We start from the raw sequence: 26,761 nt of genomic DNA on the forward strand, positions 1-26,761 counted from the left end.
TGCTCGGACACCCGGTGCCGTGCTGCGGCCTGCGCTCAGACGCCGATGAGAGCGGCGACTTCCGGGTTCTTGATCTCCATGACATCGAGGATGCCGTGGGCCCGCAGGAACGGCTTGAGTTCCTTGATGCGGTCGGTGTGCTCGGCGTACTCGTCCGGGAAGCTGCGCGGGTCGAGCGCCTCGAGGGCCTTCACATACGTGACGAAAGAGGCGATGGCACTGTGCTTACCGCCCTGCTGGTTCATATTCATCATCCGCGGCGGCTGACCGGGCATCGAGCCCTGGCCGACCTGCGGAGCTGCGTGCCGTGGGCCCTCCGGTGCGACCGGTTGCGAGGGGTACATCTGTGTTGAACTCCTCTCGTAGGGGGGAACCGCGTGCGAACTCTACTTTCTGCCGGAGCAGATTGCCGCGAGTGTAGTGATGACCGCATCGTGTATTCGCGGCCGGTCGGTCCTCGGCTGGGACGAGGCGCGATTATTATCCCGGTTGCCGGGCCTGGAATGATGGGTGAATGCACGGCGCCTCGAACGACACCACTACCTCCCGTGAACAGTTCCGGGAACTCGCCGCAGATCACCGGGTCGTTCCGGTGATTCGAAAGGTGTTGGCGGACTCGGAGACTCCGCTGTCGGCCTACCGCAAACTCGGTGCGGACCGGGCCGGAACCTTCCTGCTGGAGTCCGCGGAGAACGGGCGATCGTGGTCGCGATGGTCGTTCATCGGGGCGGGCAGCCCGACCGCGCTGAGCGTGGTGGACGGGCAGGCGGCCTGGCTCGGGCAGACTCCGGCGGACGCGCCGTCCGGGGGCGATCCGCTGGCGGCGCTGCGGGAAACCCTGCAGGTGCTGCGGACCGAGAGGCTGCCGGGGCTGCCCCCGCTGACCGGCGGCATGGTCGGATATCTCGGCTACGACGCGGTGCGGCGGATGGAACGCCTGCCCGCGATCGCCACCGACGATCTGCGACTGCCGGAAATGGTGCTGCTGCTGGCCACCGATCTGGCCGCCTTCGACCACCACGAGGGCGCGATCACCCTCATCGCCAATGCGGTGAACTGGAACGGCACCGACGAGCGCGTCGACGAGGCCTACGACGATGCCGTGGCGCGTCTGGACCGCATGACCGAGGCCCTCGCGGCACCCGCCGAATCCACCGTCTCGGTCTTCGATCGCCCCGAACCCGACTTCCGCCGCCAGCGCACCTCCGACGAATTCGGTGCGGGCGTGCGGCGTCTGGTCAAGGAGATCGAAGCGGGCGAAGCCTTCCAGGTGGTGCTCTCGCAGCGCTTCGAAATGGAGTACGGCGGCACCCCGATCGACCTCTACCGCATGCTGCGCGCCTCCAACCCGAGCCCGTACATGTACCTCATGCACATTCCGGACGGCGAGGGCGGCACCGCGTTCTCCATTGTCGGCTCCAGCCCGGAATCCCTGGTCACGGTGAAGGACGGCGTGGCCACCACGCACCCGATCGCCGGAACCCGCTGGCGCGGCGCCACCGAGGAGGACGACCTCCTCCTCGAGAAGGGCCTGCTCGCCGACGAGAAGGAGAACGCCGAGCACCTCATGCTCGTCGACCTCGGCCGCAACGACCTCGGCCGAGTCTGCGAACCCGGCACCGTGCGCGTCACCGAGTACCGCCATATCGAGCGCTACTCCCACGTCATGCACCTGGTCTCCACGGTGTCCGGCCGCCTCGCCCCCGGCAAGGTCGCCCTCGACGCCGTGAACGCCTGCTTCCCCGCGGGCACCCTCTCCGGCGCACCCAAGGTCCGCGCCATGGAACTCATCGAGGAACTCGAACCCACCCGCCGCGGCATCTACGGCGGCGTGGTCGGCTACCTCGACTTCGCGGGCGACGCCGACACCGCCATCTGCATCCGCACCGCCCTGCTCAAGGACGGCACCGCCTACGTCCAGGCGGGCGCGGGCGTGGTCGCCGACTCCGATCCGGACTACGAGGACGTCGAATCCCGCAACAAGGCCATGGCCGTCCTCAAAGCGATAGCCGCCGCCGAAACGGTGCGCGCCTACCGCCCGAACGGCACCGGGCAATGACCGACCCCGACCCGCAACGACCGCCGGACGGCACGGGCGCCGTGCCACCGGAAGCCGCCGGGCCACCCGACTCCGCTGCGGCGCACGATGATTTGCGAGCCCTCGGCGACAATGCCACCGCCACCGACTCGGACGCGGTGACCCGCGCGGAGTCGGCTGCGATCGGCGAGCGCATGCGACCCGGCGAGGGCGCTCTCGATACTCCGCCGGGTGCGAACCCGCGGCCGGAATCGAGTGGCGACGCGGCGCGAATCGCGGCGGCCGCCATCGAAGCCGATGCCGCCGAAGCCACGGTGCAGACCGGCGCGGCGCCTGCGCGGCGTAGACCCATCGGAGCGGTTGTCCTGCTCACCGCGGCGGCCGTACTGCTGTGGGTGGCGTCGCGGATGACGTGGGTGCGGCTCGAGGTCACCAGCGAACTCGGGCCGCCGCGCACCGTGGATCTGAACGGCGGGACCTGGTTCGGGGCGCTGACGCCGCTGGCCCTCGCGCTGCTGGCCACCATCGCGGCCGTTTTCGCCGCCCGGGGCTGGCTGCGTCGGCTGCTCGGCGTCGTGGTGGCCGTGCTGGCCGCCGTTGAGGCGGTGCCCGCCTACGCGCTGCTCCGGGAGGCCGGGAAGACCGGCGAGCGCGCCGCACGGCTGGCCGAATTACGCACCTGGGAACATGCCGGGGAGGTTGACACCTTCACCCTCCCCGCCGTCCTGACGTTGCTCGGGGCGGTTGCCGCCTTCACCGCCGGTGTGTTGCTGACCCGCATGCCCGCGGACTCCGCCCGCATGTCCGGAAAGTACGACAATCCGGTCTTCCGGAAGGCCGAGGCGGCCGAACAGGTTGCCGAACATCACGCGGTCGGAAGAGCGGCGGAATCCGGGTCACAGCGGGCCGCGGGCGAGCCGCTGTCGGGCCGCGTGCTGTGGGACGCCCTGGATGCCGGTGCGGATCCCACCGACGATGAAACCAATACCCCTGCCGCGCACGATGATCCAGGTAGCGGGGAAGCGGGCCGCAAAACCCGCTGAACAGGGGGCGAGACCGCGATGGAAGCATCTTCCAGCCCCGCCGTCAACGGCGGGAACATAGCCATTTACTCTTTATCAGCATCGGTGAGACAGCGCCTGGGGGGACTCTCAGGCAGCGAGTCCGTCTCCCCAGAAAGGATTCGAGCCAGATGACGGTACTCGACTCGATTCTCGACGGGGTCCGCGCGGATGTGGCTGCTCGGGAAGCCCTCCTGGATTTCCAGGCCGTGAAGAACGCTGCCGCAGCCGCCCCATCCCCGCGTGACGCCAAGGCCGCATTGCACTCGGACGGTATCGGCGTCATCGCCGAGGTGAAGCGCGCCAGCCCGTCGAAGGGCTCCCTGGCAGACATCCCGGACCCGGCCGTTCTGGCCCGCGCGTACGAGGACGGCGGCGCACGCATCATCAGCGTGCTGACCGAGGAGCGCCGCTTCAAGGGTTCGCTCGCGGATCTCGACGCGGTCCGCAAGGTCGTGGACATCCCGATCCTGCGCAAGGACTTCATTGTCGGCCCGTACCAGATCCACGAGGCCCGCGCCCACGGCGCGGATGTCATCCTGCTGATCGTGGCGGCCCTGGAGCAGGACCAGCTGTCCGCGCTCATCGACCGCACCGAATCGCTCGGCATGACCGCCCTGGTCGAGGTGCACACCGAGGAGGAGGCCGACCGCGCTCTCGAAGCCGGGGCCACTGTGATCGGCGTGAACGCCCGCAACCTCAAGACCCTCGAGGTGGATCGGGATGTGTTCGCGCGCATTGCCCCCGGCCTGCCCAGCGAGGTCATCCGCGTGGCCGAATCCGGCATTCGCGGCACCGCCGATCTGCTGGCCTACGCCGGTGCGGGCGCGGACGCCGTGCTCGTCGGCGAGGGCCTGGTGACCAGCGGCGACCCGCGCGCCGCGGTGGCCGAGTTGGTGACCGCCGGAACCCATCCGTCCTGCCCGAAGCCGGTCCGCCGGGGCCGGTGAGAGAAGCGATGACGCAGACCGACAACATCAAGGACACCCTCGGCCTGCCCAAGGCCAGTGACGGCGTCGCGCACAAGAGCGCGCACGAGCCCGATCTGGGCGGGCACTTCGGCGTCTACGGCGGGCGGCACGTCCCCGAGGCGCTCATGGCCGTGATCGAGGAGGTCACCGCCGAGTACGAGAAGTGCCGGTTGGATCCGAACTTCCTCAATGAGCTGGACCGGTTGCAGCGCGACTACACCGGTCGCCCGTCGCCGGTGTTCGAATGCGTGAACCTGGCGAAGCACGCCGGTGGCGCGCGCATCCTGCTCAAGCGGGAAGACCTGAACCACACCGGTTCTCACAAAATCAACAATGTGCTCGGTCAGGCCCTGCTGGCCAAGCGCATGGGCAAGACCCGCGTCATCGCGGAGACCGGCGCGGGCCAGCACGGCGTCGCCACGGCGACCGCGTGCGCGCTGCTCGGCCTGGAATGCATCATCTACATGGGTGCGGTCGACACCGCCCGGCAGGCGCTGAACGTGGCCCGCATGCGGCTGCTCGGCGCCGAAGTCGTCAGCGTGACAACGGGTTCGCAGACCCTCAAGGACGCCATCAACGAGGCGCTGCGCGACTGGGTCACCAATGCCGACCGCACCTACTACTGCTTCGGCACCGCCGCGGGCCCGCATCCGTTCCCGCTCATGGTGCGCGACTTTCAGCGCATCGTGGGCCTGGAGGCGCGCAAGCAGGTGCAGGTCCTGACCGGTCAGTTGCCCGCGGCCGTAACCGCCTGTGTCGGTGGCGGTTCCAATGCCATCGGTATCTTCCACGCCTTCATCGACGATCCGGGCGTGCGCCTGATCGGCTACGAGGCCGCGGGCGACGGCGTCGAAACCGGCCGTCACGCCGCCACTTTCACCGGCGGCACCCCGGGCGCCTTCCAGGGCGCGTACTCGTACCTGCTGCAGGACGAGGACGGCCAGACCATCGAATCGCATTCGATCTCCGCGGGTCTGGACTACCCGGGCGTCGGCCCGGAGCACGCCTACCTCAAGGACACCGGCCGGGCCGAGTACTACCCCGTCACCGATACCGAGGCGATGGACGCGCTCATGCTGCTGAGCCGCGCCGAGGGCATCATCCCGGCCATCGAATCGGCGCACGCGGTGGCTGGCGCGATCAAGCTCGGCCAGGAATTGGGCGAGGGCGCAATCATTCTGGTGAACCTCTCCGGTCGCGGTGACAAGGATATGGACACCGCCGCCCGCTGGTTCGGACTCTTCGACAAGGATGCGGAGGAGGGCCAGTGAGCCAGCAGTCCCGTCTCGCCAATACCTTCGCCGCCTGCCGCGAGGAGAACCGCGCGGCGCTCATCGGCTACCTGCCCGCCGGTTACCCGGATCTGCAGGGCTCCATCGACGTCTGCCGCACCATGGTCGAATCCGGTTGCGACATCATCGAAGTCGGCGTCGCCTACTCCGATCCGGTCATGGACGGCCCCACCATCCAGAAGGCCGCCGAACAGGCCCTCACCGGTGGCGTCCGGGTGCGCGACGTGTTCAAGGTCGTGGAGGCCATCACCCAGGCCGGTGGCAAGGCCGTCGTCATGACCTACTGGAACCCGGTGCTGAAGTACGGCGTCGACTCCTTCTCCCGCGACCTCGCGGCGGCGGGCGGGCTCGGCCTCATCACACCGAACCTGATTCCGGAGGAAGCCGACGACTGGTTCGTGGCCTCGTCCACGCACAACCTCGACCGCATCTTCCTGGTCGCGCCGTCCTCCACCGAGGAGCGCCTGGTGAAGACCCTCGAAGCCAGTCGCGGCTTCGTCTACGCCTCCTCCACCATGGGCGTCACCGGCGCCCGCGATCAGGTGTCGTCCATGGCCCCCGCCCTGTGCGCCCGCATTCGCGCCCACTCCGATATTCCGATCGGCGTCGGCCTGGGTGTGCGCAATGGTGCGCAGGCGGCCGAAATCGCTTCCTACGCAGACGGAGTCATTGTCGGCTCGGCGCTGGTGAGCGCCGCCGCCGAGGGCCTCGGCGCGGTCGCGACGCTGACCGAGGAGCTGGCGCGGGGCGTGCGCGCCGCCGCGGTCACCTCCTGAATTAACTCACAGCAAATAGGGCGTGCGTCGAACTCGATGCACGCCCTATTCGTGGATCAGGTGAGAGAAAAACCCCTCGGGCCGCACCTAATTTGCAGGTGGAAATAGCTCTCAGCTAACGTTCAGTTTCGGCCCTCGTGACCGATCCGCAGGGCAAACCAATCGTCTGCCCGGAGGCCCAATGCTGAGCATCCTCGCGCCCGCAGCCCATAAGGCGCGGTTGCCGGAAAACGAGATCGACCCCCTGTACAAGCGGCTCCGATGGCAGATCTTCATCGGCATCTTCTTCGGCTACGCCGCCTACTATCTGGTGCGCAAGAACTTCGCCCTCGCCATCCCGTACCTGACCGACGGCGAGCACGGCTACGACTACTCCAAAGGCCAGATGGGCCTGGTGCTCTCGGCCATCTCGCTGGCCTACGGCGTCTCCAAATTCGTCAGCGGCCTCATCTCCGACCGCTCCAACCCGCGCATCTTCCTGCCGCTGGGCCTGATCCTGTCCGCCTCGGTCATGATCTTCATGGGCTTCGTGGAATGGTCCACCTCCAGCGTGCTGGTCATGTTCGTGCTGCTGTTCATCTGCGGCTGGTTCCAGGGCATGGGCTGGCCGCCCTCCGGCCGCACCATGGTGCACTGGTGGTCGCAGAAGGAGCGCGGCCGCATCGTCTCGGTCTGGAACACCGCCCACAATGTCGGCGGCGGCCTGCCCCCGCTGCTGTTCCTCATCGGCATGGCCTGGTTCCACGACTGGCGTTCGGCGTTCTACATGCCCGCCTTCCTGGCCATCGCGGTGGCGGTGGTCGCCTACATCCTCATGCGCGACACCCCGCAGTCGGTGGGCCTGCCGCCCATCGAGGAGTACAAGAACGACTACCCGCCGGACTACTCCGCCAAGGACGAGCAGGAGCTCACGGCCAAGGAGATCTTCAACAAGTACATCCTGCCCAACAAGCTGCTCTGGTACATCGCCTTCGCCAACGTCTTCGTGTACCTGCTGCGCTACGGCGTCCTCGACTGGTCGCCGACCTACCTCAAAGAGGTCAAGCACTTCACCCTGGACAAGTCCTCGTGGGCGTACTTCCTCTACGAGTACGCCGGTATCCCGGGCACGCTGCTCGCAGGCTGGATGTCGGACAAGGTATTTCGCGGCAACCGCGGCGCCACCGGCGTGCTCTTCATGGGCCTGGTGACCGTGGCGACCACCATCTTCTAGCTGGCCCCCGCGGACAAGCCCGGCATCAGCATGGCCTGCATGATCGTCATCGGCTTCCTCATCTACGGCCCGGTCATGCTCATCGGCCTGCACGCCCTGGAACTGGTCTCGAAGAAGGCCGCCGGTTCCGCGGCCGGATTCACCGGCCTGTTCGGCTACCTCGGCGGCTCCGTCGCCGCCAGCGCCGTGATCGGTTACACCGTCGATCACTTCGGCTGGAACGGCGGCTTCACCATCCTCATCGGCGGCGGCATCGCCTCGGTGCTGCTGCTGATTCTCACCATGATCAGCGAGAAGAAGCACAAGCAGGAACTGGAACTCGTCGACGCGAAGTGACGACGCGCTGAACAGACGCTGCCCCGGGCGAGGTCGCGCCCGGGGCAGCGCCGTATTTCCGCTACGGTGGGGCGCGTGACCATACGAGCCATGGCCGAGAGTGTCCCGACCGTGAATGTGCTGGCCTACATTCCCAGTCCGCCGCGCGGTGTATGGGATATCGGCCCGTTCCCGCTGCGCGCCTACGCGGTGTGCATCATCCTCGGCATCGTCTTCGCCATCTGGCTGGGCGAGAAGCGCTGGAAGGAACGCGGCGGGCAGGCCGGGATGGTTCTCGATGTGGCCATGTTCGCGGTGCCGTTCGGCTTGGTCGGCGGGCGGCTGTATCACGTGGCCACCGACTGGGACAAATACTTCGGCGCCAATGCCAATCCCGATACCCACTGGTGGGCCATCTGGGAAGGCGGACTTGGCATTTGGGGCGCGGTGGCGCTGGGCGCGCTGGGCGCCTGGATCGGTTGCCGCATCTACAAGATTCCGCTGCCCGCCTTCGGTGACGCCATCGCGCCGGGCATTCTGGCGGCGCAGGCCATCGGGCGGCTCGGCAACTATTTCAATCAGGAGCTCTACGGCCGCGAGACCACCATGCCGTGGGGTCTGGAGATCTACGAGCGGTTCGACGGCATCAAGCCGGACATGATGAACGGCGTCTCCTCCGGCGTGGTCATCAAGGTTGTGCAGCCGACCTTCCTCTACGAGATGGTCTGGAACCTGCTCGGGGTGGCGGCGCTGCTCTATATCGATCGCAAGTTCCGCATCGGACACGGGCGGCTCTTCGCGTTGTATGTCGCGATCTACTGCTTCGGCCGGTTCTGGGTCGAGCTGCTGCGCGATGACGAGGCCACCCATATCGCGGGCATTCGCATCAACTCCTTCACCGCGGCCATCGTCTTCGCCTGTGCCGTGGCGTATTTCCTGCTCGCGACCAAGGGGCGCGAGACGGCCGAGCAGATGCGGGCGGGCGTGGTCCGGCCGTGGCCGTGGCAGTTCGCCGCCCTGCGCGCCTATGGCGCCGCGGAAGCGACGGCGACCGACCAGTCCGAATCCACGCCCGATGGCAACGCTTCGGCGACGGACGGCGATAACTCCTCAGAATCCGAAGATTCCGAACCGGTGGAGACGGAGTCCTCGACGACTGAGCCGACGAAATCGGTCGAGCTCGGCAAGAATGACTCCTGACCCACGGGTATCGAGACTTGCACGGCGGGTTCAACAGTGATGGGGGATGCCCCGGCTGCCTCGGCCGGGGGCCCGTGATATCAGGAGGATTCGAGTGACCGAACCATTCGGTAAGCAGCCCGATCCCGGGCCGCAGTACGGTGCCCCGGGGACGGGCCCGCAGTACGGTCAGCAGCCCCAGCCCGGGTACGGCCAGCCGCAGCCCGGCTATGGCCAGCCCCAGCCCGGTTACGGCCAGCAGCCCTACGGCGGGCAGCCCGTTTACGGTCAGCAGCCCGCTCCCTACGGCCAGCCGCCCATGCCCTACGGCGCGGATCCGGAGGCCCCGTGGGGCCGGGACCCCTACGGCGTCCCGTACTCCGACAAGTCCAAGCTGACCGCCGGTCTGTTGCAGCTGCTCATCGGCACGCTCGGCATCGGCCGTTTCTACCTGGGCTACACCACCATCGGCGTGCTGCAGCTGATCACCTGCGGCGGCTTCGGCATCTGGGCCCTCATCGACGGCATTCTCATCCTCACCGGCAAGGTGCCGGACCCGCAGGGGCGTCCGCTCAAGGATTAGTTCCGCTCGAGCGACATGCTGGGCCTTCGGGCCGACGACACAGAAATTCGGCGGGCACCACCGGGCAGGGCGGTGCCCGCCCGCCGCTATCATCACCTCGGTATTCACACAAGGTTTGCAGGCAACAAGATCGTTGCTATGCGGTCCGGTCGGTTTCCGGCGTACCCTTTGTCGGTTGTTTGTGTGTCGCGCGGGTGTGCGCCCGTGCTCGAGGGAGAGGTATCCGCCCGTGCATCGTAAGCTGTTCGCCGCCGTGCTCGCTGTCGTCGCCGCTACCGGGCTCACCGCCTGCGGTAACGGCAATGACGATCCCACTGTGCTGAAGGTCGGCACCGAGGGCACCTACTCCCCGTTCTCCTACGAACAGAACGGCTCGCTCACCGGCTACGACGTGGACGTCATCAAGGCCATCGGCGAGAAGCTCGGCAAGAAGGTCGAGTTCGTGCAGACCCCCTGGGACGCCATCTTCGCCGGTCTGGAGGCCAAGCGCTTCGATCTGGTGGCCAACCAGGTGACCGTGAATCCCGAACGCCAGGGCAAGTATTCGCTGTCGCAGCCGTACACGGTCTCCGAGGGCGTCATCATCACCAAGACCGACGCCAAGGGCATCGACGACCTCGCCGATCTGAGCGGTAAGACCTGCGCACAGTCCACCACCAGCAACTGGTCCAAGGTCGCCGGTTCCGCGGGCTGCAATGTCGAGGGCGTGCCCGGTTTCGTGGAGGCCATCACCCTGCTGAAGCAGGGCCGCGTGGAGGCCACCGTCAACGACAGCCTGGCCTTCGCTGAGTACACCAAGACCAAGAACGACTCCTCGGTCAAGGTCGCCGGTAAAACCGGTGAGACCAGCCAGCAGGCCTTCGCCGCCCGCAAGGACGATCAGGACCTGATCAACCAGGTCGATACCGCCCTGGCCGAACTGCGCGCCGACGGCACCCTGGCGAAGATCTCCGAGAAGTACTTCGGCACCGACGTCAGCAAGTAAGCCGGGCGCGACATCTGACAATGGATGCCTCCACCTGGGCTCTCATCCGGCAGAACCTGTGGCCCATGCTGGAGGCCACCGTCACCAAGACGCTGCCCCTGACGGCCGTCAGTTTCGTGATCGGCCTGGCCATCGCGCTCTTCGTGGCGCTGGCCCGCATGTCGAAGATCTGGCCGCTGTCCGCGGCGGCCCGCTTCTACATCTCGATCATTCGCGGTACGCCGCTGCTGGTCCAGCTGTTCATCATCTTCTACGGCCTACCGCAGCTGGGGATCTCCTTCGATCCCTTCCCGGCGGCCATCATCGCCTTCAGCCTGAATGTGGGCGGGTATGCGGCCGAAGTGGTTCGCGCCGCCATACTTTCGGTGGCGCACGGCCAATGGGAGGCCTCCTACGCGGTCGGGATGACCTATTCGCAAACCATGCGAATGATCATCCTCCCGCAGGCTTCCCGCATTGCCGTACCGCCGTTGTCCAACACCCTCATCTCGTTGGTGAAGGACACCTCGCTGGCGTCCACGATCTTGGTCACCGAGTTGTTGCGTACCGCCCAGAATGCCGCCGCGCCGACCTTCGAGTTCTTCACCCTTTATGGTGTCGCCGCAATCTACTATTGGATAATTTGCCTGATCTTGAGCTTCGGGCAGACCAGATTGGAGACCAGGCTGGCGCGCCACGTAGCGCGTTGACCAGGGATTAGCTGACAACGAAACATATATCTTGCGAACAGACCGTGCCCGGTCAGCGGGACGAATCCGGCAGGTCTAGGGTTGAGCATGTGATGCGAAGAACGAAGATTGTGTGCACCCTTGGACCGGCGGTGTCCTCCGAGGACCGTATTCGTGAACTCGTCGAGAGCGGTATGGATGTGGCGCGGCTGAATTTCAGCCATGGCGAACACTCCGACCACGCCGAGAACTACAAGAAGGTGCGTCAGGCCAGTGATGAAGCTGGCCGCGCCGTCGGCATTCTGGCCGACCTGCAGGGACCGAAGATCCGCCTCGGACGATTCAAAGAGGGCAAGACCGTATGGGCGACCGGTGAGGAAATCCGAATCACGGTCGACGATGTGGAAGGCACGCACGACCGCGTGTCGACCACCTACAAGGAATTGGCCAAGGACGCCAAGGCGGGTGACCGCCTGCTCGTCGACGACGGCAAGATCGGGATGACCGTCGAGCGCGTCGAGGGCAACGACGTGGTCTGCCGCGTGACCGAGGGCGGCCCCGTCTCCAACAACAAGGGCGTCTCGCTGCCCGGTATGGACGTCTCGGTTCCGGCCTTGTCCGAGAAGGACATCGAGGATCTCGAGTTCGCCCTCAAGCTGGGCGTGGACTTCATCGCGCTGTCCTTCGTGCGCTCCCCGTCGGACGTGGAACTGGTGCACGACATCATGGACCGCGTCGGACGCCGGGTGCCGGTGGTCGGCAAGCTGGAGAAGCCCGAGGCCATCGACAATCTGGAGGCCATCGTGCTGGCCTTCGACGCCATCATGGTGGCGCGCGGCGACCTCGGCGTGGAACTGCCCCTGGAGCAGGTGCCGCTGGTGCAGAAGCGGGCCATCCAGATGGCGCGCGAGAACGCCAAGCCGGTCATCGTGGCGACCCAGATGCTGGAATCCATGATCACCAACTCGCGCCCGACCCGCGCCGAGGCCTCCGATGTGGCCAATGCCGTGCTCGACGGCGCGGACGCGGTCATGCTCTCCGGCGAGACCTCCGTCGGCGACTACCCGATCGAGGCCGTGCGCACCATGGCCCGCATCGTGCACGCGGTGGAGTCGGAGTCCTCGACCCTGGTGCCGCCGCTGACCCACGTGCCGCGGACCAAGCGCGGCGTCATCTCCTACGCCGCCCGCGATATCGGCGAGCGGTTGAATGCCAAAGCGCTGGTTGCCTTCACGCAGTCCGGTGACACGGTGCGCCGCCTGGCCCGCCTGCACACGCCGCTGCCGCTGCTGGCCTTCACGCCCAATCCGGCCATTCGTTCGCAGCTCGCCTTGACGTGGGGCACCGAGACGTTCATCGTTCCTCCGGTGGCGTCCACGGACGAGATGATCCATCAGGTCGACAATTCGCTGCTGTCCATCGGGCGGTACAAGAAGGGCGACCTGGTCGTTATCGTGGCGGGCTCCCCGCCGGGTACCGTCGGTTCCACCAACCTGATCCACGTGCACCGTATTGGCGAGGAGGACCACTAGGTGAGTGCGTCGCTGGGCGAGACCGTCGCCGACCCCGAAGGGCCGGGTCTATCCGAGGATCTGCGGGTGCTGCTCAGCATCCTGGACCTGGAGGAGAACGGGCCGGACATCTTCGTCGGACATCATCCGGAGAAGGTGTGGAGCAGAACCTTCGGGGGTCAGCTGGTCTCGCAGGCGATCATCGCCGCCGGGCGGACCGTCGGACCGGAACGCCCGGTGCACGCCGTGAACGCGCATTTCGTGCGCGGCGGCGATCCCAAGCAGCCGATCGAATATCACGTGGATCGGCATCGGGACGGGCGCGCGTTCGCCAACCGGACCGTCACGGCGTACCAGGACGGGCAAGAGCTGTTCGTCATGCTGGCGGCGTTCCAGGACTACGGCAAGGGGCCAGAGCACAGCGCGCCGCTGCCGGAGGTGCCGGGGCCGGAAGGGCTGGCGCGAGTCGAGGAGTCGTTCGCGGGGCTCGAGGACAAGCTTGAGATGTTCGTCAACGCACCGCATCCGATCGATATGCGGTACACGAATGATCCGGCGTGGATTCTCAAGGGGACCGGGGAGACGCTGAATCACAATCGGGTGTGGATGCGGACGGACGGCGCGTTGCCCGATGACCCGCTGATTCATGTTGCGGCACTGGCTTATTCGTCGGATACGACGGTGCTGGATTCGATCATCACCACGCACGGGCTGTCGTGGGGGCTTGATCGGATCATCGCGGCCACGGTGAATCACTCGATCTGGTTCCACCGGCCGTTTCGGTTCGATGAGTGGGCGTTGTACGCGACCGAGTCGCCGGTGGCGGCCGGTTCGCGGGGGCTGGCGCGCGGGCAGTTCTACTCGCGGAGTGGGGATTTGCTGGCGACCACGGTGCAGGAAGGCGTGATCAGGCACTTCCCGGCGCGGCGGTGAAGGTTGATTGCTGGGGTGGTGCTGTGTTTGATTTGTGGGGGTGGGCCCCCACACCCCCCGCAGGGGCTAGCCCCCGCACCCCCACAAGGGGCTCCGCCCCTTGACCCCGATGACTGTGGATCCGGATGACTGTGGATCCAGATGACGGGGGATCCGGATCGCGGGGGATCCGGATCGCGGGGGTGGCGGTCAGATGAGTTCGCGGTTTTCTTCGAGGTCGAAGTTTTCGCGTTGTAGGGCGTGGACGATGTAGGGGATGGGCTCGTTGGCGGACAGCTCCAGGACGAGGCGCTGTTCGAGTTTCGCGATACCGGCCTTGGTGAGCTGACGGGCTTCGCCGACGAGGCTCAGGGCTATCTCGTAGGTGCGGCGCTCGCCCGGGTCGGTGGCGGGATGGTCCAGGCGCCACTGGGTTTCGAGGACGGTGTGGGTGGGGTCGTCGCATTCCACGGGGAGGGTGAAGCGCCAGGCGAAGATGTCGCGATCGGCCACGTGCTCATCGACTACGCGGCATACCGTTTTGGTGACGCGGGCGAGGATCTGCGGTGTCACGTAAACATGGAGCGAAACATCCGAAATTCGCTTCGGAATGTCTGAGTCCTGTTCCTGTGTCGAACTACCGGCGGTGGTGTTCCGCGGGGAGTGTAATCCCTTAACGGACCAACTGGGCAGACAGGTGCATTGACACGCTGGAGTTTACCCTGCCGAGAAGCCTCTGCGCTTGGCGGATTTCGCTTCCGGGTGGAAGGGTTCCGCTGCTGGTCGGGGGGATTCCGCGCCCGGTTTGGCGGATTCCGCGGCGGTTTGGCGGATTCGGCGCGGCCGCCGGGGAGGACGAGCAGGGCGGGGCGGGCAGGACCGGCGTCATCGGCGGCGGTGCGGGGGTGGATGGTCGCCTGCGGGTGTTCGTGGGCGTGTAGGGCGAGGAGCAGGGGCACCAGGGCTTCGGCTATGGCATCGCCGACTTCGCAATAGGCTTGGGCGGACAGGCCGACCGGATCGGAGATGTTCTCGCGGCCGACATAGGCGAGATCGTCGCGGGCGGCGTGGAGTCCGACGACCGAGCGGGCGCCGCTGACCTTCGCGATCCGATACGCCTCCAGCATGGTGAAGGTGCGGGGGAGCGCCTCGGGGACGAGTTCGCGCACCTGGTCGCGGATCTTCTCGGTCATGGTGAGGACCAGATCGGCGCGGTGCACCATATCGGCTTTCAGGCGGCGGGCCTTGAAACCGCTCGGATCGCCGCCGAGGCCGGTGATCGTCTGCGCGGCAAGGGGTTCCACGGGGAAGCCGACCAGGGCGCGGACACCGGCGCTTTCGGCCGACAGCTCCTGCAGCCCGTGTTCAGCGGCCACCGCGAGCGTCAGGCGCTCGGCTATCACAGATCGGCAAACGTTCCCGCTGCACACGTAGAGCACATGCATGGGCACAACCTAGGCGCGGGAATGGCGGGGGAGAATATCTTGGACGGCGTATCACAGCTTTCCACCGTGAAGTTCATCCACCGGCAGGTTTACGGATGCCTGTTGTTCGCTGGCGTTCACCGATTCGTCGGCCGCACAGCATGTCAACGCCCCAGGAATATGAGCATGCGGGTTTGCGGGCGGTAAATCAATAGCCGAATGCTGTTGATTGTCTCGCTCGTTGTAATACTCGGATTCGCCGACCACGGAAGCGATCTCCGGTTTCGCACCGCGCACGCGCTCGCGGGTGGAGAACAAACGGCCGCGCGCGGGAACCGTCGGCGCGAAGTGCGCCAGCCCGGCGGGGGACATGTCGTCGTACACCGAATCGATTCCGCCGCGCGCGAAATACGCCTCGTGCCAGAATCCGGTGCCGCCGGAATCGCGCAGGAACCGCTGCCACCAGAGGCGGTGCGGTTCCGAGCGCGTCCAGCGTTCCAGGCTCTCCAGATCCCGCCAGTACTGCCGGGCGCCCCAGTGCGGCGGGAACATCGACCACACGATGTCCTCGTGTGCGAGCAGGCCGTCGGGGCGGTCGTGATGGGACCGGTAGAGCTTGGGTCCGACGCCGAGCAGGCGCAGGATGCCGCGGGGCTTGCGGACCCGCATGCCCAGCAGGATCACGACCAGATCCGGATACTCGGACAGGTCCGCCGTCACCCTGTTCACCCGCATGGGCGACCTCCGCACGTAGAGCCTCTGCCGGGAACTACGTTTTGCCTGCGTCGGCGGTTCGAAACCGGTCGCCTGGACGGTCGTCAGCCCTGCGGGGTGGGCACGACGACCACCTCGGCGATATTCACCCGGCGCGGCGCCGCGACGGTGTAGGCGATCGTGTCGGCGATATCGTCGGGCCCGAGGATCTCGAAGCCGGACCGCCATCCGGCCAGCATTTCCCGCTGCTGGGGATCGCTGATCTCGGCCCCCAGTTCGGTGCCGACGAAGCCAGGTTCGACAGTGCGGACTCGGATGCCCCGGGGGCCGAATTCGGCGCGCAGCGTGCGCGTGAGGTGGGCGACGGCGGCCTTGGTGGCGGTGTAGACGGCGTAGTTGGGGAAGATCTGGTGCCCGCCGACGGAGCCGATGTGCACCAGGTCCGCGGACCGGCCCGCTGCGGCGGCCGCGAGCAGATCGTCGATGAAAGCCATTCCGGTGTAGAGCAATCCGTTGACATTGGTGCCGACTATGCGGTCCCATTCGCCGGTGAGGGCGTGCTCGAAGGGCGCGCCGAGCATGACCCCGGCATTGGCGATCACCAGATCGGCCGGGCCCAGTTCGGCGCGCACCGTGGCGGCGGCGTCGCGGAGGGACTGTTCGGTCGAAACGTCCGTGACCACCGGCAGTGCGCGTTCGCCGATCTCCGCGGCCAGCTCTTCCAGACGGTCCTTGCGGCGGCCCAGCAGCGCCACTCGCGCACCGTCGGCGGCGAGCCGTCGTGCGGTGGCGGCGTCGATTCCGCTGGAGGCTCCGGTGATCACCGCGATGCGGCCTTCGAGAATGTTGTCGTTCGTCATGGCAACAACGTTCGCGGTCGCCGCACCGGCCTACCAGGCCACGCATTTCCTGGGAGTCAGGCACCCACCCACGGCGTGCGCGCGGCGCTTAGGCTCGGATCATGTATTCCGGCAGCCAACTCGGCGAATTCCTGCGCGCCCGCCGCGCCCTGGTGCGGCCCGAGGACTTCGGACTGGCCGGTGGCGGCCGTCGCCGGGTGGCGGGGCTGCGCCGGGAGGAGGTCGCGCTGCTGGCGGGCATGAGCGCCGACTACTACGTCCGGCTCGAGCAGGGCCGCGAGAAGCATCCCTCCGAACAGGTCGTCGACGCCCTGTGCCGGGTGTTCGCGCTCGACTCCGCCGGGCAGACGCATCTGCGCGAACTCGCCCGCCCGCCGGTGCGTCGCCGCCGTTCCCCGCGCGGGCCGGAGCGGGTATCGCCGGGCCTGCTGCGCCTGATGGACTGCTGGCCGGACACGCCCACCATGGTGCTGGGCCGCTACTGGGACGTCCTCGCCGCGAATCCCCTTGCCGTGGTGTTGAATTCCTGTTTCGTTCCGGGCTTCAACCAGATCCGCGAACTCTTCCTCGATCCGGCGTGCCGGACCATCTTCCCCGAATGGCCCGCCATCGCCGCCGACACCGTCGCCGGTGCTGCGGGCCACCGCCGGAACCGATCCCGACGATCAGCGCCTGATCGATCTGGTCGGTGAATTGTCGTTGCGGAGCGAGGATTTCCGACGGCTGTGGGCCCGCCACGACGTGCGCGCCAAACAATCCGGCAGCAAGCTGTTCCACCACCCGCTGGTCGGCGATCTGCAGTTGTCCTACGAGACCTTCGCCGTCAACAGCGCGCCCGGTCAGTTGCTCGTCGCCTACCACGCCGAACCCGGGTCGGCGGCCGAACAGGCGCTCCGATTGCTGGGCACCATGGCCGCTCCCGCCCGCGAGGCACGGGCGGAACAGCCGCGGTGAGCACCGCCGGACTACAGGACTTCCTTGTCGCCGTGCACCCCGCCGCGGCACCACAGCGCGCCTTCCTCGTCGGTCTCGACGGTGCCGCCGCCGTCCACGCAGTCGAAGGTATTGCACGTCGTATCGGTCGTGAGCGACGTCGGAATCTTCACTTTGCCGCGGAAAACGGCGCGCAGCGATTCGAACATGTCGTCACCTGCCTTTTCCAGGCCCCTCATTACACAGAATCTCCACAAATGGCCCGACTAATCCGCACACCCGCTTCCTAGGCTCTGAGATCAACCACGCCCGGCTGCTCCGGAATCTATTGAATTCCGCGGGCCACGAAACGATTTCCTCGCACTGGACCGACGCGGTCTTCGTCCGCCTCCGCCGTGCCCTGGGCCTGCGCCTGGAACTGATGGTCCTCTCGGTCGCCGAAGTCGTCGCCCTGCGCTACTACCGCGCCCTGCGCGACGGGGCGGGCTATCAGCTGACCAGTCGGGTGGCCGCCCTCATTCTCGACGACGAACGCCGTCACGTGCCGTTCCACTGCCAGCGCTTGCGCGCCGCCTTCACCCCCACCCCGCGCCCGCTGCGCCTGCTCCTGGTACTCGGCTGGTGGATCGTCATGCTGGGCGCCGCCCTCGTGGTGGCCGCCGACCACGGCCCCGCCCTGCGTGTATTGGGTGTCACCAGAACGGCTTTCGTCCGCGATGTCCTGGTTCTGTTCTCGCGGGTCGCGGCCGCCGCCACGAGTGCCGCGTCCGAACCCGCGAACACGGCCGAGCCCGTCAGCGGGCAGCGGTGAAGCTGCGCCCGCAGAACCCGTTCGCCGGGTACGGTCGTCCCGCTCTCGGTTTCGTGCCGGACAGGAATCCCGCCGCGACGGTGTCAGTGGTTCGAGGCGACCGCCAGCTTCACTCCGAATCCGACCAGTACGGTGCCGGTGAGGCTGTCCATCGCGCGGCGGACGCTGGCGCGGCTCAGCCAGGTCTTCGCCCATCCGGCGGCGCAGATGATCACGGCGAACCACAGCATGCCTTCGGCGTTGTGCACCAGTGCCATGGCGATACCCATCAGCACGTGCGATCCCTCCGCGGGCAGGAACTGCGGCAGCATCGCCATGTAGAAGACGCCGACCTTCGGGTTGAGCAGATTGGTCCCCAGGCCGCGCGCCCATGCTCCCAGCAGTCGCTGTCCCGAATCCTGCTCCGGCGCAGCCGAGATCGCGTCCGTGCGGCGCAGGGCCTCCCGGACCATGCCGATCCCCATCCACACCAGATAGATCGCACCGGCGATCCGCAGCACCGTGTAGGCCAGCTGCGAGGTGGTCAGCAGCGCCGAAACCCCTGCTGCGGCAGCGATTCCCTACACCAATGTCCCGCATCCGATGCCGAGGGCGGTCGCGAACGCATATCCGCGCCCCCGGCTCACGGCCGCGCGCAACACCAGCGCGGTGTCCAGCCCGGGAACGATGGTCAGCAACCCGGCGACCAACGCGAACGACAACAACGCTTCACCCATCGCCGCAGTGTATCCACCGCGAACCCGATTGCGACACAGCCATGATCCACCACCCCCGCAGCACCGGCGCGCTGAGTTTGGCGGCCGCCGTAGCCGCCGCCTCCGCCCTGTTCGCAGCCGGTACCGATGCCCCGCCCCCACCCGCTGTCGGCAATTGCGTCCGCACCGCGGCCGACGGCCTGGCCGTGGTCGACTGCCGCGCCATCACCGCCCTCTATCGCGTGACCGCTCGCGCCGAGGGTTACGGCATAGGTTCCGCCTGTGAGGGTGTGCCCGGCACCGTCTGGCAGTATTCGCCCGCGGTGCCCGGCACCGGCGACACCATCCTGTGCCTCGCCCGAAATCCGGTGACCCACACCTGAATCCGGTGATCAGCCGGTGGGTCGCAGGGATTCGGTGAACCGGCGACGTGCGGCGATCACCTCGGCGGGGTTCCAGTCCACGCACGGGGCCGAGGAGACCAGCAGGCCGGTGTACGGGTGCTGCGGTGCGTGCAGAACCGTGGTGGTCGGGCCTTCCTCGACGATCGCGCCCCGGTAGAGCACGAGCACGCGGTCGGTGACCTCCTGGACGACCGCCAGGTCGTGGCTGACGAACAGCATGCCGACGGCCGAGTCGGCGCGAATGTCGTTGAGCAGGGCCAGGATCTGAGCCTGGACGGAGACATCGAGGGCGGAGACGGCCTCGTCGAGGACCAGGATGCCGGGCGTGACGGCCAAGGCGCGGGCAATGGCGACGCGCTGGCGCTGGCCGCCGCTCAGCTGGTGGGGTTTGAAGTCCGCGTGCTTGGCCTCCAGGCGGACCTGGTCGAGCAGTTCGCGCACCCGGCGGGTGATTTCGGCGCGGGAGCCGTGGCCGTGCAGCGCGAGGGCGCCCCGAAGGCATTGGCCGACGGTGAGGCGGCGATCCAGGGATCCGTAGGGGTCCTGGAACACCATCTGCACGGCGCGGGCGCGGCGCAGCCGGGCGGCCCGGCCGCGCGATCGAGCCAGGCGGTCGTCGCCGTGCACGGTGAGGGTGCCGCGGTCGGGGCGTTCGAGTCCGGCGACAATGCGGGCGATCGTGGACTTGCCCGAACCGGATTCGCCGACGAGCCCCACCGATTCACCCGGATCGATGTGGAACGACACATTGTCGACCGCGGTGACCGGCGGCTGCGAGCCGCCCGCGGCGAAGGTGCGGTGCAGACTCTCGGCCACCAGGGTGGGCGCGGCGGAATCCAGCGTCATCGGATCGTTTCCTTCACACGGGTCAGGGTCGGCACGGCGCTCAGCAGGCTGCGGGTGTAGGGCTCCTGCGCGCCGTCGAAAAGGTCACCGCCACTGAGTTCTTCGACAATCCGACCCCGGTACATGACGTACACGCGGTCGCAATAGGCGGCGGCCAGATGCAGGTCGTGGGTGATGAACAGGATGCCGAGATCCCGTTCGGCCCGCAGCGTCCGCAGCAGGGCCAGCACCTCGGCCTGGGTGGTGGCGTCGAGGGCGCTGGTGGCTTCGTCGGCGAACAGCAGTTTCGGTCGCGTGGTCAGGCAGGCGGCGATGACCACGCGCTGCAGCATGCCGCCGGACAACTCGTGCGGGTACTGCCGCATGCGCTGTTCGGGGCGGCTGATGCCGACGACCGTGAGCAGTTCGAGCCCCAATGCCCGTGCCTCCCGAGGGGATATCCTGTGCACATGCACGAGTCGCTCGGTGAGCGAATCGCCGATCCGCCGTACCGGATTGAGCGCAGCCCTCGGATCCTGCTGGATGAAACCCACGTCGTGGGAACGGATTCGGCGCAGTTGCCGGGCGTCGGCGGCCGCGACGTCGGTATCGCAGATGCGCACCGACCCGGTGAGCTCGGCGGTGTCGTCGAGCAGCCGCAGCGCGGCGCGGGCGGTACTGGACTTGCGGGAACCGGATTCGCCGACCAGCCCGATGGTCTCCCCGCGCTCGACGGAGAGGTGCACGCCGTCGAGGATGCGCGTGCGCCCGCCCCGGGACCGGTAATCGAGGGTGAGTCCGGAAATATCGAGAAGCATGGCGCTACCTCCGTGCGGCGAGTGCGTCGGCGACTCGGACGCCGACGATATTGACGGCGACGACCACGGCGGCGATCGCAAGCCCGTGGACGGCGGTCGGCAGGAACCGGCCCTGAATGATGGCGTCCTGGCCTTCCTGCACCATCAGCCCCCACTCCGAACTCGGCGGTTGCGCACCGAAACCCAGGAAGCTGAGCGTCGCCAGACCCATGAGCCCTTCACCGAAGAACACCACGAGATAGCCGAGCAGGGCGGGCGCCAGATTCGGGACGACGTAGCGCACGCACAGCGCGGCCGCGCCCACGCCCTGCACCCGGTAGGCGTCCACATACGGGCGGGCCATTTCCGAAAGCGCCACGCTGCGAGTGAATTTGGCGATCACCGGTGTGTAGGCCAGGCCGAGCGCGATCACGGCCGTGGCCGGACCCTTGCCGAACACCGGGACCACCAGGACGACGAACAGCAGTCCGGGAAAGGCGAACATGACATCGGTGATGCGGGCGAGCAGGGCGTCGAGCCAGCCGCCGGTCCAGGCCGCGATGGTGCCGATCGTGACACCGAGCGCGGTGGCGACCAGCAACAGCGCCACCGGGCCGAGTAGCGTGGCACGGGCCCCGAACATCAAGCGGGACAGCAGATCCCGACCCAGCTGATCGGTGCCGAGCAGATTCTCGGCACTGGGCCCCGCCCAGATGGCGGAGAAGTCGATGGCATCCGGGCGGTGCGGCGCGAGCCACGGCGCGAACAGCGCGCCCAGCGCCACCAGCACCAGAAATCCCAGGGCCGCCGCGTACATCGGCCCGATGCGTTTCGCTTTCACCGCGGGTTCGTCGAGCAGGACGGGTGCGACTGTGGCGGTCATGCGGCATTCACCTTGATTCGTGGATCGAACAGCGGCAGCAGCAGATCGACCACCAGCGTGACGATCATGTAGGCCACCACCATGTACAGCAGCACCGCCTGGACGACGGCGAAGTCGTGGGCATTGATGGCGTCGACCAGCAGCGCGCCCACGCCGCTGATGCCGAAGACGCTCTCCACGGCGACGGTCCCCGCGAGCATGCTCGCCATGATCAGGGAAATCATGGTCACGATCGGCCCCCACGCATTGCGCAGCACGTGGCGGAGGATCACCTTCCGTTCGGAGAGGCCGAAACCGCGTGCGAATTCCACGTGCTCGGCATCGAACTGCTCGACCATGGACTGCCGGGTGACCCGCGAGACGATGGCCACCGCGCCGAGCGACAGGGCCACGGCGGGCAGGGGCAGATGGTGGACGCGGTCGAAGAACCCCTCGCCCGCACCCGCGACCGGAAACCAGCCCAGCCGGACCGAGAACTGCGAGACCAGCAGAATGCCGATCACGAACGACGGCACCGACGCCGCGAGGGTCGTCGCCGCGACAATGACCGAATCGGTGGTCCGCCGCCTGCGCACCGTTGCCAGGACACCGAGCAGAATGCCGAAACCGGTGAAAAGCAGTGCGGCATAACCGACCAGCGACAGCGTATTGGGCAGGCGGCTCGCCATGAGATCGGCCACCGGCTGCCGATACCGCGCGGAGGTGCCGAGGTCGCCGGTGAACGCATTGCGGGCCCAATGCCAATACTGGTTCAGCAGTGGCTCGTTCAGGTGATATTGCGCCTCGATGGCGGCAATGCGCTCGGGTGTGGCCTCTTCCGGATTACCGATCAGGAAGGTCGCCGGATCGCCGGGCGCGGCGTACATGGCGGCGAAGATGAGGAACGAACTCACCACGAGGGTGAGGACCATGCCCGCGCAGCGGCGCAGTGCTCGTAACATTCGTTACCTCTTCTCGGTGCTGCCCAGGGCGACGGCCCAGGGGTAGTACAGGTAGGCCGCCGAGGAGGGCGCGCCGGTGACGGCATCGGACATGGCGAGCGTGGCCGGGCTCTGCACCACCGGAATCCACAGCGCGGCCTGCACCCAGCGCGCCTGCAGCTCGTTGACCAGCGCGGCGCGCGCCTTGTCGTCGACGGTTCGTTGCGCGAGTTTGACTTTCGCGTCGTAGGCGGGATCGCTGAAGCCGATGAAATTGACGCGCGCGGTCGAGGCGCCGTTCTTGTAGAAGCCGATGGGGTCGTTCTTGGAGATGTAGTACTCGTCGATCCAGAAATCGGCCTGCTCGCGCAGCGCCTTGTCGGTGTAGAAGTCGCCGTACTGCTGCGGCGGCACGATCGTGATCTCGGCTTTCAGGCCGATCTGCTCGGCGGCGTCGACCAGCGCGCTGGCGATGACATTGCGGGTGGAGGTGCCGTCGCCCGCGATAACCAATGGCGGCACGGTATCCCGGATGTCCGCGATCAGCGCACGGGCCGCGGCGAGATCGGCAGCGGAGGGTTCCGCCGGTGCGCCGGTGAGTGCGTCGTAGGCGGCCTGGAAGACTTCGCGCTGATAGCCCCAGGCTCCCGAGCCCAGCGGGGTTTTCCACGGCTGCGCGATTCCGCCGAAGGGGGCCTTGGTGATTCCCGCGCGATTGAGGGCGAGTGACAGCGCTTGCCGGACCCGCTCGTCGCGTGCCGGTCCGCGGCCGGTGGTGAGCAGGGTCCAGGCATTGGTCGCGGGTCCCTGCGCGAGAGTGACATTGTCGGCGCGGCGCAGCGCGACGGCGGCGGCCGGTTCACCCAGAAAGGCGCCGTCGGCATCGCCGCTCATGAGGGAGTTCACCACCGCGGACTGATCGGCCCAGGTGAACACGATGCGCCCGATATTCGCGACTCGGCTTGCATCCCAATAGTTCTCGGCTTTGACGAGGGTGACGCTGGTGCCCGGCTTCCACTCGGCGAGGCGGTACGGCCCCGAACACGCGTCCGGACTGGACGGGGTGCCGAAGGATTCGCCTTGCGCCTGGACCACGCGCGGATTCCAGACCACCCCGCCATTGCCCGCCATGGCCTGGAGGAAGGTCGCGTCGGGCTGTTTCATGGTGACGGTGATCTGTGTGTCGCCGGTCTTCTCGATGGCCGCCACATTGGCGTATTCATCGGATTCGTCGGCCTCGTCACGGGCGTGGCGACGCATGCTCCACAGCACGTCGTCGGCGGTGATCGGGGAGCCGTCGTGGAAGCGGGCCTCGCGGCGCAGGGTGAACACGACATGGGTGTCGTCGGCCCACTCGGCTCGCGCGGCCAGCCGCGGCGCGGTGGTGAGGTCCGGCTGCACCTCCATGAGGCGTTCGCAGACATTGGCCAGCACTGTGTTTTCCTGTGCGCTGCTGTCGATATCGGTGTCGAAGGTGGTGGGTTTGCCGGGCAGCATCCAGGTCACCGAGTCGAGCGGGCCGGATGGGGAGCGGTGAGCGTGCCGAAGGCGATGTCACCCGTGCCCAGAGGCGGGGCGGAACAGCCGCACAGTGCGAGCGCCACGGCGGCCGCGCCGAGCGTCGCGCGTCGACGGGTGAAAATTCGGTCTTTCATGGTGAAACCTCATCCGGCCGCGGCGGCGGGCATATCCGCGAAGCGGGAACCGGGGCCGTCGAAGACGTTCCACGGCAACTTCTCGTATTCGTTGGCGCAGGGCGTGCCATTGGTCAGGTAGTACTCGCCCGCGGTGAGATCCACGCAGCTCGACAGCAGCGTCGACCAGTGCCGGACGGCCGGGCGGCGCTCGTCCGGATGGGTGCACAGGGATTCGGGATAGCCGAGATGATCCGACATGGCCGCCCGGATCCGGTCGCGCACGGCCGCACCGGTGGTGGCGTAGCGGACCCGGCCGAGCGTGCGCCGCGCCTGCGGGACCCGGATGAGCGAGTCCACCGAGATCGGGCGGTAGCGCCCGGCCAGCTGCGGCGGGACGGTGCCCTGATAGTGGTTGCCGTGCACCAGAAGTCCGTCCTCGGGGTACAGCCAGCCGATGCCGTGCGGGGTGATCTCGAGGTCGATGGAGAATCCGGAGCGGTCGGTGAGCATGACATTGCCCGCAATGTGGGCGGGCGTGCGAGCCAGCACGTTCAGCGCGTCCGGCAGTTCGGTCTGATTCAGCGCCAGGCGCCGGATGAAGGTCTGCGGCACGCCGATCGCGGCGTCGAAGCGCCCGCCCAGACCGTTGGCATTGAGCGCGATACCCGCCGAGTTGGCGCCGTGCCGCCCGATCTGCCCCGCCTCCACCTGCATGATCAGGGTGGGCAGCGGATCCTGCACGACGCGCAGCGCGACCACGGTGTCCTGCACCGCCGTTCGCCAATCCCAGTTCTGCCCGGCGTAGACGTGCCCGTCTCCGGCGGCGCCGTCGGTGAGCGAGAACGAGGTGCACCCGTCGGCGCTGTCCCGCTCGTCGTCCTCCTCGATCGGCGTGCGCGCACCGAGCCCGTGGTCGTAGATGATCTCCCCGCGCGCATTGAGCGCCATCAGATCGAGCTCGTCGCGGCCCGCCCCCGCCGCGACGCCACGCAGTTCGGTCAGTACGTCCGGCGCGACCTGCTCACACACCGGCACCCATCCGGCCGCCAACTCCCTGACCTGGCCCCAACTCAGCCCGGTCTGCTCGCGAAATGCCTCCTCGTAGTAGGCGATCGCCTTGTCGATGAGGTCGGCCGTGGCCGCCCCGTACTGATAACCACGCTCGCGCGGCGCCCCGGACACCTCGACGGTGCGAAGGGATAGCTGATTCATCCGGTTTCGATTCCTCGGTAATCCGACATGCGCCCCGGTCGCGGCAGTGGCGCGGAGGCGAGTCGCTGTGAGTGGAAGTACAATCTGTGGAATGGATGATACAGATCACGGTGTTTTGGTAACAGCCGTTACGGAAAATTCCGGTCTGACATTGTTGCGAGCCCGCGTGCGCGAAGCCTGGGAGGGCTTGTCGAAGGCCGAACGCACCGTCTCCGATCTGCTCGTCCACTCCACCGCCGAGCGCATCCTCTACGCCAGCGCCGCCGAACTCGGCACGGAGAGCTCCACCAGCAACGCCACCGTCGTCCGTACTCTCCAGAAGTTGGGCTACGCGGGCCTGTCGGACCTGAAACAGCAAGTGGCAGGCCCCTTCACCGCCGCCACCGCCCCCGAAGTCCGCCTGCGCCAACGCATAGACCACCTAGGCGACAACTACGACGCCATCAGCTCCGGCGTCTGGACCGAAGCCCTCGACCGCATAGAGTTGGCCCGAACCTCCCTGCGCCCCGACTTCATAGCCGCCGTGGTCGACCTGGTCCTCCGCACCCGCCGCACCCACACCTACGGCCTCGGCGCCTCCGCCATCGCCGCCGACCACCTCGCCCTGCGCCTCAACCGCATAGGCCACCCCGCCCGCCGCATAACGGCCGACGGCTTCCGCCTCCCCGACGAACTCCTGTTCATAGCCCCCTCCGACGTCCTCTTCCTCTTCGCCCCCGGCCGCATGATCCCCGAACTGGACGTCATCCTCACCCGCGCCCGCGACGTAGACGCCAAAGTCGTCCTCCTCAGCGACGACCCCACCGACCCCCTCGCCGACCGCGTCACCGTCCACCTCACGGCCCCCCACACCCCCGCCGGCCTAACCGCCGAAGCCCTAACCTCCCTCCTGGTGAGCGACATAATCGTCCAAGCCGTCATAGCCGTAGCCCCCGACCGCGCCGTCGAGGCCTCCCACACCCTCACCACCCTCCGCTCCCGCATGGGCTACTGAACAATGACTCTCCGTGTCGCCCACCGGTTTACGACTCGACGGGTGATGTCAAGCTCGTATGCGTGGCGTGTCGGGTCGTTCGAACCGCCACAATAGGCAGGTGTTCAGGTGGGTTCAGACTGCCGCAGTCCGCTTAGCCGCTCGGGTG

General features: G+C 67.4%; 33 protein-coding genes. 18 read left to right on the top strand and 15 right to left on the bottom strand.

The window, feature by feature from the left end; genetic code table 11:
* Positions 1-35 precede the first annotated feature (35 nt).
* On the bottom strand, positions 36-344 hold the full coding sequence (locus NC4_RS32025) for a hypothetical protein (protein WP_067545997.1): 309 nt from the start codon (positions 342-344) through the stop codon (positions 36-38).
* A gap of 170 nt (positions 345-514) precedes the next feature.
* On the opposite strand from NC4_RS32025, the gene NC4_RS32030 reads away from it, so the two are divergent.
* From NC4_RS32030 to NC4_RS32085, 13 genes are all read left to right on the top strand, one after another.
* Complete coding sequence (locus tag NC4_RS32030; protein ID WP_067546000.1) at positions 515-2,059, top strand: anthranilate synthase component I; 1,545 nt, start codon at positions 515-517, stop codon at positions 2,057-2,059.
* A complete protein-coding gene (locus NC4_RS32035; protein WP_245722081.1) occupies positions 2,056-3,081 on the top strand; it encodes a TIGR02234 family membrane protein in 1,026 nt (341 codons plus the stop codon). Before NC4_RS32030 ends, NC4_RS32035 begins: the two co-directional genes overlap by 4 nt.
* Positions 3,082-3,230: 149 nt before the next feature.
* Entirely contained in the window at positions 3,231-4,049 is an 819-nt protein-coding gene (trpC, locus tag NC4_RS32040) for an indole-3-glycerol phosphate synthase TrpC (protein WP_067546003.1), read from the top strand.
* Positions 4,050-4,057: 8 nt separating this feature from the next.
* Entirely contained in the window at positions 4,058-5,341 is a 1,284-nt protein-coding gene (gene trpB / locus NC4_RS32045; protein WP_067546006.1) for a tryptophan synthase subunit beta, read from the top strand.
* The gene (gene trpA / locus NC4_RS32050; protein WP_067546010.1) at positions 5,338-6,138 is read left to right on the top strand and encodes a tryptophan synthase subunit alpha; all 801 of its coding nucleotides are present in this window, start codon (positions 5,338-5,340) and stop codon (positions 6,136-6,138) included. The genes trpB and trpA overlap by 4 nt, the downstream gene beginning before the upstream one ends.
* A gap of 181 nt (positions 6,139-6,319) precedes the next feature.
* Positions 6,320-7,351, top strand: a complete 1,032-nt coding sequence (pgtP, locus tag NC4_RS32055) for a phosphoglycerate transporter protein PgtP (protein ID WP_218021354.1) — start codon at positions 6,320-6,322, stop codon at positions 7,349-7,351.
* A 39-nt stretch (positions 7,352-7,390) separates the two neighbouring features.
* On the top strand, positions 7,391-7,687 hold the full coding sequence (locus tag NC4_RS41930) for a glycerol-3-phosphate transporter (RefSeq protein WP_218021355.1): 297 nt from the start codon (positions 7,391-7,393) through the stop codon (positions 7,685-7,687).
* A gap of 90 nt (positions 7,688-7,777) precedes the next feature.
* Positions 7,778-8,866 (top strand): prolipoprotein diacylglyceryl transferase, encoded by a 1,089-nt coding sequence (gene lgt / locus NC4_RS32060; RefSeq protein ID WP_067546013.1) that lies wholly within the window; start codon positions 7,778-7,780, stop codon positions 8,864-8,866.
* A 94-nt stretch (positions 8,867-8,960) separates the two neighbouring features.
* Positions 8,961-9,428 (top strand): TM2 domain-containing protein, encoded by a 468-nt coding sequence (locus NC4_RS32065; protein WP_067546015.1) that lies wholly within the window; start codon positions 8,961-8,963, stop codon positions 9,426-9,428.
* Between the two features lie 229 nt (positions 9,429-9,657).
* Positions 9,658-10,413: an amino acid ABC transporter substrate-binding protein gene (locus NC4_RS32070; protein ID WP_067546018.1), complete on the top strand. Its 756-nt coding sequence runs from the start codon at positions 9,658-9,660 to the stop codon at positions 10,411-10,413.
* Between the two features lie 20 nt (positions 10,414-10,433).
* Positions 10,434-11,102: an amino acid ABC transporter permease gene (locus NC4_RS32075; RefSeq protein WP_067546022.1), complete on the top strand. Its 669-nt coding sequence runs from the start codon at positions 10,434-10,436 to the stop codon at positions 11,100-11,102.
* Between the two features lie 89 nt (positions 11,103-11,191).
* Complete coding sequence (gene pyk / locus NC4_RS32080) at positions 11,192-12,613, top strand: pyruvate kinase (protein ID WP_174566910.1); 1,422 nt, start codon at positions 11,192-11,194, stop codon at positions 12,611-12,613.
* Entirely contained in the window at positions 12,614-13,525 is a 912-nt protein-coding gene (locus NC4_RS32085; RefSeq protein WP_067546025.1) for an acyl-CoA thioesterase, read from the top strand. It begins immediately after the preceding gene.
* 189 nt (positions 13,526-13,714) lie between these two features.
* Here the strand turns inward: NC4_RS32085 and NC4_RS32090 are convergent, their stop codons facing one another.
* The 4 genes from NC4_RS32090 to NC4_RS32105 form a co-directional block, all read right to left on the bottom strand.
* A complete protein-coding gene (locus tag NC4_RS32090) occupies positions 13,715-14,077 on the bottom strand; it encodes a hypothetical protein (RefSeq protein WP_245722082.1) in 363 nt (120 codons plus the stop codon).
* Positions 14,074-14,907, bottom strand: coding sequence for an arsenate reductase/protein-tyrosine-phosphatase family protein (locus NC4_RS44885; protein ID WP_439957574.1), 834 nt, complete (start codon positions 14,905-14,907; stop codon positions 14,074-14,076). Before NC4_RS44885 ends, NC4_RS32090 begins: the two co-directional genes overlap by 4 nt.
* Positions 14,908-15,000: 93 nt before the next feature.
* Positions 15,001-15,663, bottom strand: coding sequence for a monooxygenase family protein (locus NC4_RS32100; protein WP_084529974.1), 663 nt, complete (start codon positions 15,661-15,663; stop codon positions 15,001-15,003).
* Positions 15,664-15,746: 83 nt separating this feature from the next.
* The gene (locus NC4_RS32105; RefSeq protein ID WP_067546032.1) at positions 15,747-16,502 is read right to left on the bottom strand and encodes an SDR family oxidoreductase; all 756 of its coding nucleotides are present in this window, start codon (positions 16,500-16,502) and stop codon (positions 15,747-15,749) included.
* A 101-nt stretch (positions 16,503-16,603) separates the two neighbouring features.
* On the opposite strand from NC4_RS32105, the gene NC4_RS32110 reads away from it, so the two are divergent.
* Together NC4_RS32110 and NC4_RS44890 are read left to right on the top strand one after the other, a co-directional pair.
* Positions 16,604-17,194: a helix-turn-helix transcriptional regulator gene (locus tag NC4_RS32110; protein ID WP_369690808.1), complete on the top strand. Its 591-nt coding sequence runs from the start codon at positions 16,604-16,606 to the stop codon at positions 17,192-17,194.
* Positions 17,133-17,456, top strand: coding sequence for an MmyB family transcriptional regulator (locus NC4_RS44890; protein WP_369690809.1), 324 nt, complete (start codon positions 17,133-17,135; stop codon positions 17,454-17,456). The genes NC4_RS32110 and NC4_RS44890 overlap by 62 nt, the downstream gene beginning before the upstream one ends.
* A gap of 11 nt (positions 17,457-17,467) precedes the next feature.
* Here NC4_RS44890 and NC4_RS40690 read toward each other — a convergent pair whose 3' ends face one another.
* Positions 17,468-17,674, bottom strand: a complete 207-nt coding sequence (locus NC4_RS40690; protein ID WP_157555354.1) for a hypothetical protein — start codon at positions 17,672-17,674, stop codon at positions 17,468-17,470.
* Positions 17,675-17,763: 89 nt separating this feature from the next.
* Between NC4_RS40690 and NC4_RS32115 the strand changes: the two genes are divergently transcribed.
* Positions 17,764-18,246: a hypothetical protein gene (locus NC4_RS32115; protein WP_067546035.1), complete on the top strand. Its 483-nt coding sequence runs from the start codon at positions 17,764-17,766 to the stop codon at positions 18,244-18,246.
* Between the two features lie 83 nt (positions 18,247-18,329).
* Here NC4_RS32115 and NC4_RS32120 read toward each other — a convergent pair whose 3' ends face one another.
* Together NC4_RS32120 and NC4_RS41935 are read right to left on the bottom strand one after the other, a co-directional pair.
* Complete coding sequence (locus NC4_RS32120; RefSeq protein ID WP_218021360.1) at positions 18,330-18,803, bottom strand: LysE family translocator; 474 nt, start codon at positions 18,801-18,803, stop codon at positions 18,330-18,332.
* 3 nt (positions 18,804-18,806) lie between these two features.
* On the bottom strand, positions 18,807-18,962 hold the full coding sequence (locus NC4_RS41935) for a hypothetical protein (RefSeq protein ID WP_218021356.1): 156 nt from the start codon (positions 18,960-18,962) through the stop codon (positions 18,807-18,809).
* Between the two features lie 41 nt (positions 18,963-19,003).
* Here NC4_RS41935 and NC4_RS32125 point away from each other — a divergent pair, with 41 nt between their 5' ends.
* Positions 19,004-19,324 carry an LppU/SCO3897 family protein gene (locus NC4_RS32125; protein WP_067546038.1) on the top strand — a complete coding sequence of 107 codons (321 nt, stop codon included), beginning with the start codon at positions 19,004-19,006 and terminating at the stop codon, positions 19,322-19,324.
* A 9-nt stretch (positions 19,325-19,333) separates the two neighbouring features.
* Here NC4_RS32125 and NC4_RS32130 read toward each other — a convergent pair whose 3' ends face one another.
* The 7 genes from NC4_RS32130 to NC4_RS32155 are packed head-to-tail and all read right to left on the bottom strand — an operon-like array spanning position 19,334 to position 25,619.
* Complete coding sequence (locus NC4_RS32130; RefSeq protein ID WP_067546041.1) at positions 19,334-20,191, bottom strand: ABC transporter ATP-binding protein; 858 nt, start codon at positions 20,189-20,191, stop codon at positions 19,334-19,336.
* Entirely contained in the window at positions 20,188-20,988 is an 801-nt protein-coding gene (locus NC4_RS32135) for an ABC transporter ATP-binding protein (RefSeq protein WP_067546044.1), read from the bottom strand. Before NC4_RS32135 ends, NC4_RS32130 begins: the two co-directional genes overlap by 4 nt.
* Positions 20,989-20,992: 4 nt before the next feature.
* Positions 20,993-21,850 carry an ABC transporter permease gene (locus NC4_RS32140; RefSeq protein ID WP_084529975.1) on the bottom strand — a complete coding sequence of 286 codons (858 nt, stop codon included), beginning with the start codon at positions 21,848-21,850 and terminating at the stop codon, positions 20,993-20,995.
* A complete protein-coding gene (locus NC4_RS32145) occupies positions 21,847-22,791 on the bottom strand; it encodes an ABC transporter permease (RefSeq protein WP_067546047.1) in 945 nt (314 codons plus the stop codon). The genes NC4_RS32140 and NC4_RS32145 overlap by 4 nt, the downstream gene beginning before the upstream one ends.
* A gap of 3 nt (positions 22,792-22,794) precedes the next feature.
* Positions 22,795-24,267, bottom strand: coding sequence for an ABC transporter substrate-binding protein (locus tag NC4_RS32150; RefSeq protein ID WP_245722090.1), 1,473 nt, complete (start codon positions 24,265-24,267; stop codon positions 22,795-22,797).
* A 5-nt stretch (positions 24,268-24,272) separates the two neighbouring features.
* Entirely contained in the window at positions 24,273-24,425 is a 153-nt protein-coding gene (locus NC4_RS41940; RefSeq protein WP_218021358.1) for a hypothetical protein, read from the bottom strand.
* 9 nt (positions 24,426-24,434) lie between these two features.
* Positions 24,435-25,619, bottom strand: coding sequence for a C45 family autoproteolytic acyltransferase/hydrolase (locus tag NC4_RS32155; RefSeq protein WP_067546050.1), 1,185 nt, complete (start codon positions 25,617-25,619; stop codon positions 24,435-24,437).
* A 166-nt stretch (positions 25,620-25,785) separates the two neighbouring features.
* On the opposite strand from NC4_RS32155, the gene NC4_RS32160 reads away from it, so the two are divergent.
* On the top strand, positions 25,786-26,613 hold the full coding sequence (locus NC4_RS32160) for a MurR/RpiR family transcriptional regulator (protein WP_218021359.1): 828 nt from the start codon (positions 25,786-25,788) through the stop codon (positions 26,611-26,613).
* The last annotated feature ends 148 nt before the right edge of the window (positions 26,614-26,761 follow it).

This window comes from Nocardia crassostreae (assembly GCF_001613405.1).
Classification (GTDB): Bacteria; Actinomycetota; Actinomycetes; order Mycobacteriales; family Mycobacteriaceae; genus Nocardia; species Nocardia crassostreae.

What these genes read in the sequence shown, in the direction of transcription:
- pgtP (WP_218021354.1), top strand. Translation starts at nt 6,320, where the DNA reads ATGCTGAGCATCCTCGCGCCCGCAGCCCATAAGGCGCGGTTGCCGGAA.
- NC4_RS32125 (WP_067546038.1), top strand. Translation starts at nt 19,004, where the DNA reads ATGATCCACCACCCCCGCAGCACCGGCGCGCTGAGTTTGGCGGCCGCC.
- NC4_RS32130 (WP_067546041.1), bottom strand. Translation starts at nt 20,191, where the DNA reads ATGACGCTGGATTCCGCCGCGCCCACCCTGGTGGCCGAGAGTCTGCAC.
- NC4_RS32100 (WP_084529974.1), bottom strand. Translation starts at nt 15,663, where the DNA reads ATGCGGGTGAACAGGGTGACGGCGGACCTGTCCGAGTATCCGGATCTG.
- trpC (WP_067546003.1), top strand. Translation starts at nt 3,231, where the DNA reads ATGACGGTACTCGACTCGATTCTCGACGGGGTCCGCGCGGATGTGGCT.
- NC4_RS41940 (WP_218021358.1), bottom strand. Translation starts at nt 24,425, where the DNA reads ATGAAAGACCGAATTTTCACCCGTCGACGCGCGACGCTCGGCGCGGCC.
- NC4_RS41935 (WP_218021356.1), bottom strand. Translation starts at nt 18,962, where the DNA reads ATGGGTGAAGCGTTGTTGTCGTTCGCGTTGGTCGCCGGGTTGCTGACC.
- NC4_RS32075 (WP_067546022.1), top strand. Translation starts at nt 10,434, where the DNA reads ATGGATGCCTCCACCTGGGCTCTCATCCGGCAGAACCTGTGGCCCATG.
- NC4_RS40690 (WP_157555354.1), bottom strand. Translation starts at nt 17,674, where the DNA reads ATGAGGGGCCTGGAAAAGGCAGGTGACGACATGTTCGAATCGCTGCGC.
- NC4_RS32035 (WP_245722081.1), top strand. Translation starts at nt 2,056, where the DNA reads ATGACCGACCCCGACCCGCAACGACCGCCGGACGGCACGGGCGCCGTG.
- NC4_RS32025 (WP_067545997.1), bottom strand. Translation starts at nt 344, where the DNA reads ATGTACCCCTCGCAACCGGTCGCACCGGAGGGCCCACGGCACGCAGCT.
- NC4_RS32140 (WP_084529975.1), bottom strand. Translation starts at nt 21,850, where the DNA reads ATGACCGCCACAGTCGCACCCGTCCTGCTCGACGAACCCGCGGTGAAA.
- trpB (WP_067546006.1), top strand. Translation starts at nt 4,058, where the DNA reads ATGACGCAGACCGACAACATCAAGGACACCCTCGGCCTGCCCAAGGCC.
- NC4_RS32105 (WP_067546032.1), bottom strand. Translation starts at nt 16,502, where the DNA reads ATGACGAACGACAACATTCTCGAAGGCCGCATCGCGGTGATCACCGGA.
- NC4_RS32155 (WP_067546050.1), bottom strand. Translation starts at nt 25,619, where the DNA reads ATGAATCAGCTATCCCTTCGCACCGTCGAGGTGTCCGGGGCGCCGCGC.
- NC4_RS41930 (WP_218021355.1), top strand. Translation starts at nt 7,391, where the DNA reads ATGATCGTCATCGGCTTCCTCATCTACGGCCCGGTCATGCTCATCGGC.
- NC4_RS32150 (WP_245722090.1), bottom strand. Translation starts at nt 24,267, where the DNA reads ATGCTGCCCGGCAAACCCACCACCTTCGACACCGATATCGACAGCAGC.
- NC4_RS32135 (WP_067546044.1), bottom strand. Translation starts at nt 20,988, where the DNA reads ATGCTTCTCGATATTTCCGGACTCACCCTCGATTACCGGTCCCGGGGC.
- NC4_RS32030 (WP_067546000.1), top strand. Translation starts at nt 515, where the DNA reads ATGCACGGCGCCTCGAACGACACCACTACCTCCCGTGAACAGTTCCGG.
- lgt (WP_067546013.1), top strand. Translation starts at nt 7,778, where the DNA reads ATGGCCGAGAGTGTCCCGACCGTGAATGTGCTGGCCTACATTCCCAGT.
- NC4_RS32145 (WP_067546047.1), bottom strand. Translation starts at nt 22,791, where the DNA reads ATGTTACGAGCACTGCGCCGCTGCGCGGGCATGGTCCTCACCCTCGTG.
- NC4_RS32110 (WP_369690808.1), top strand. Translation starts at nt 16,604, where the DNA reads ATGTATTCCGGCAGCCAACTCGGCGAATTCCTGCGCGCCCGCCGCGCC.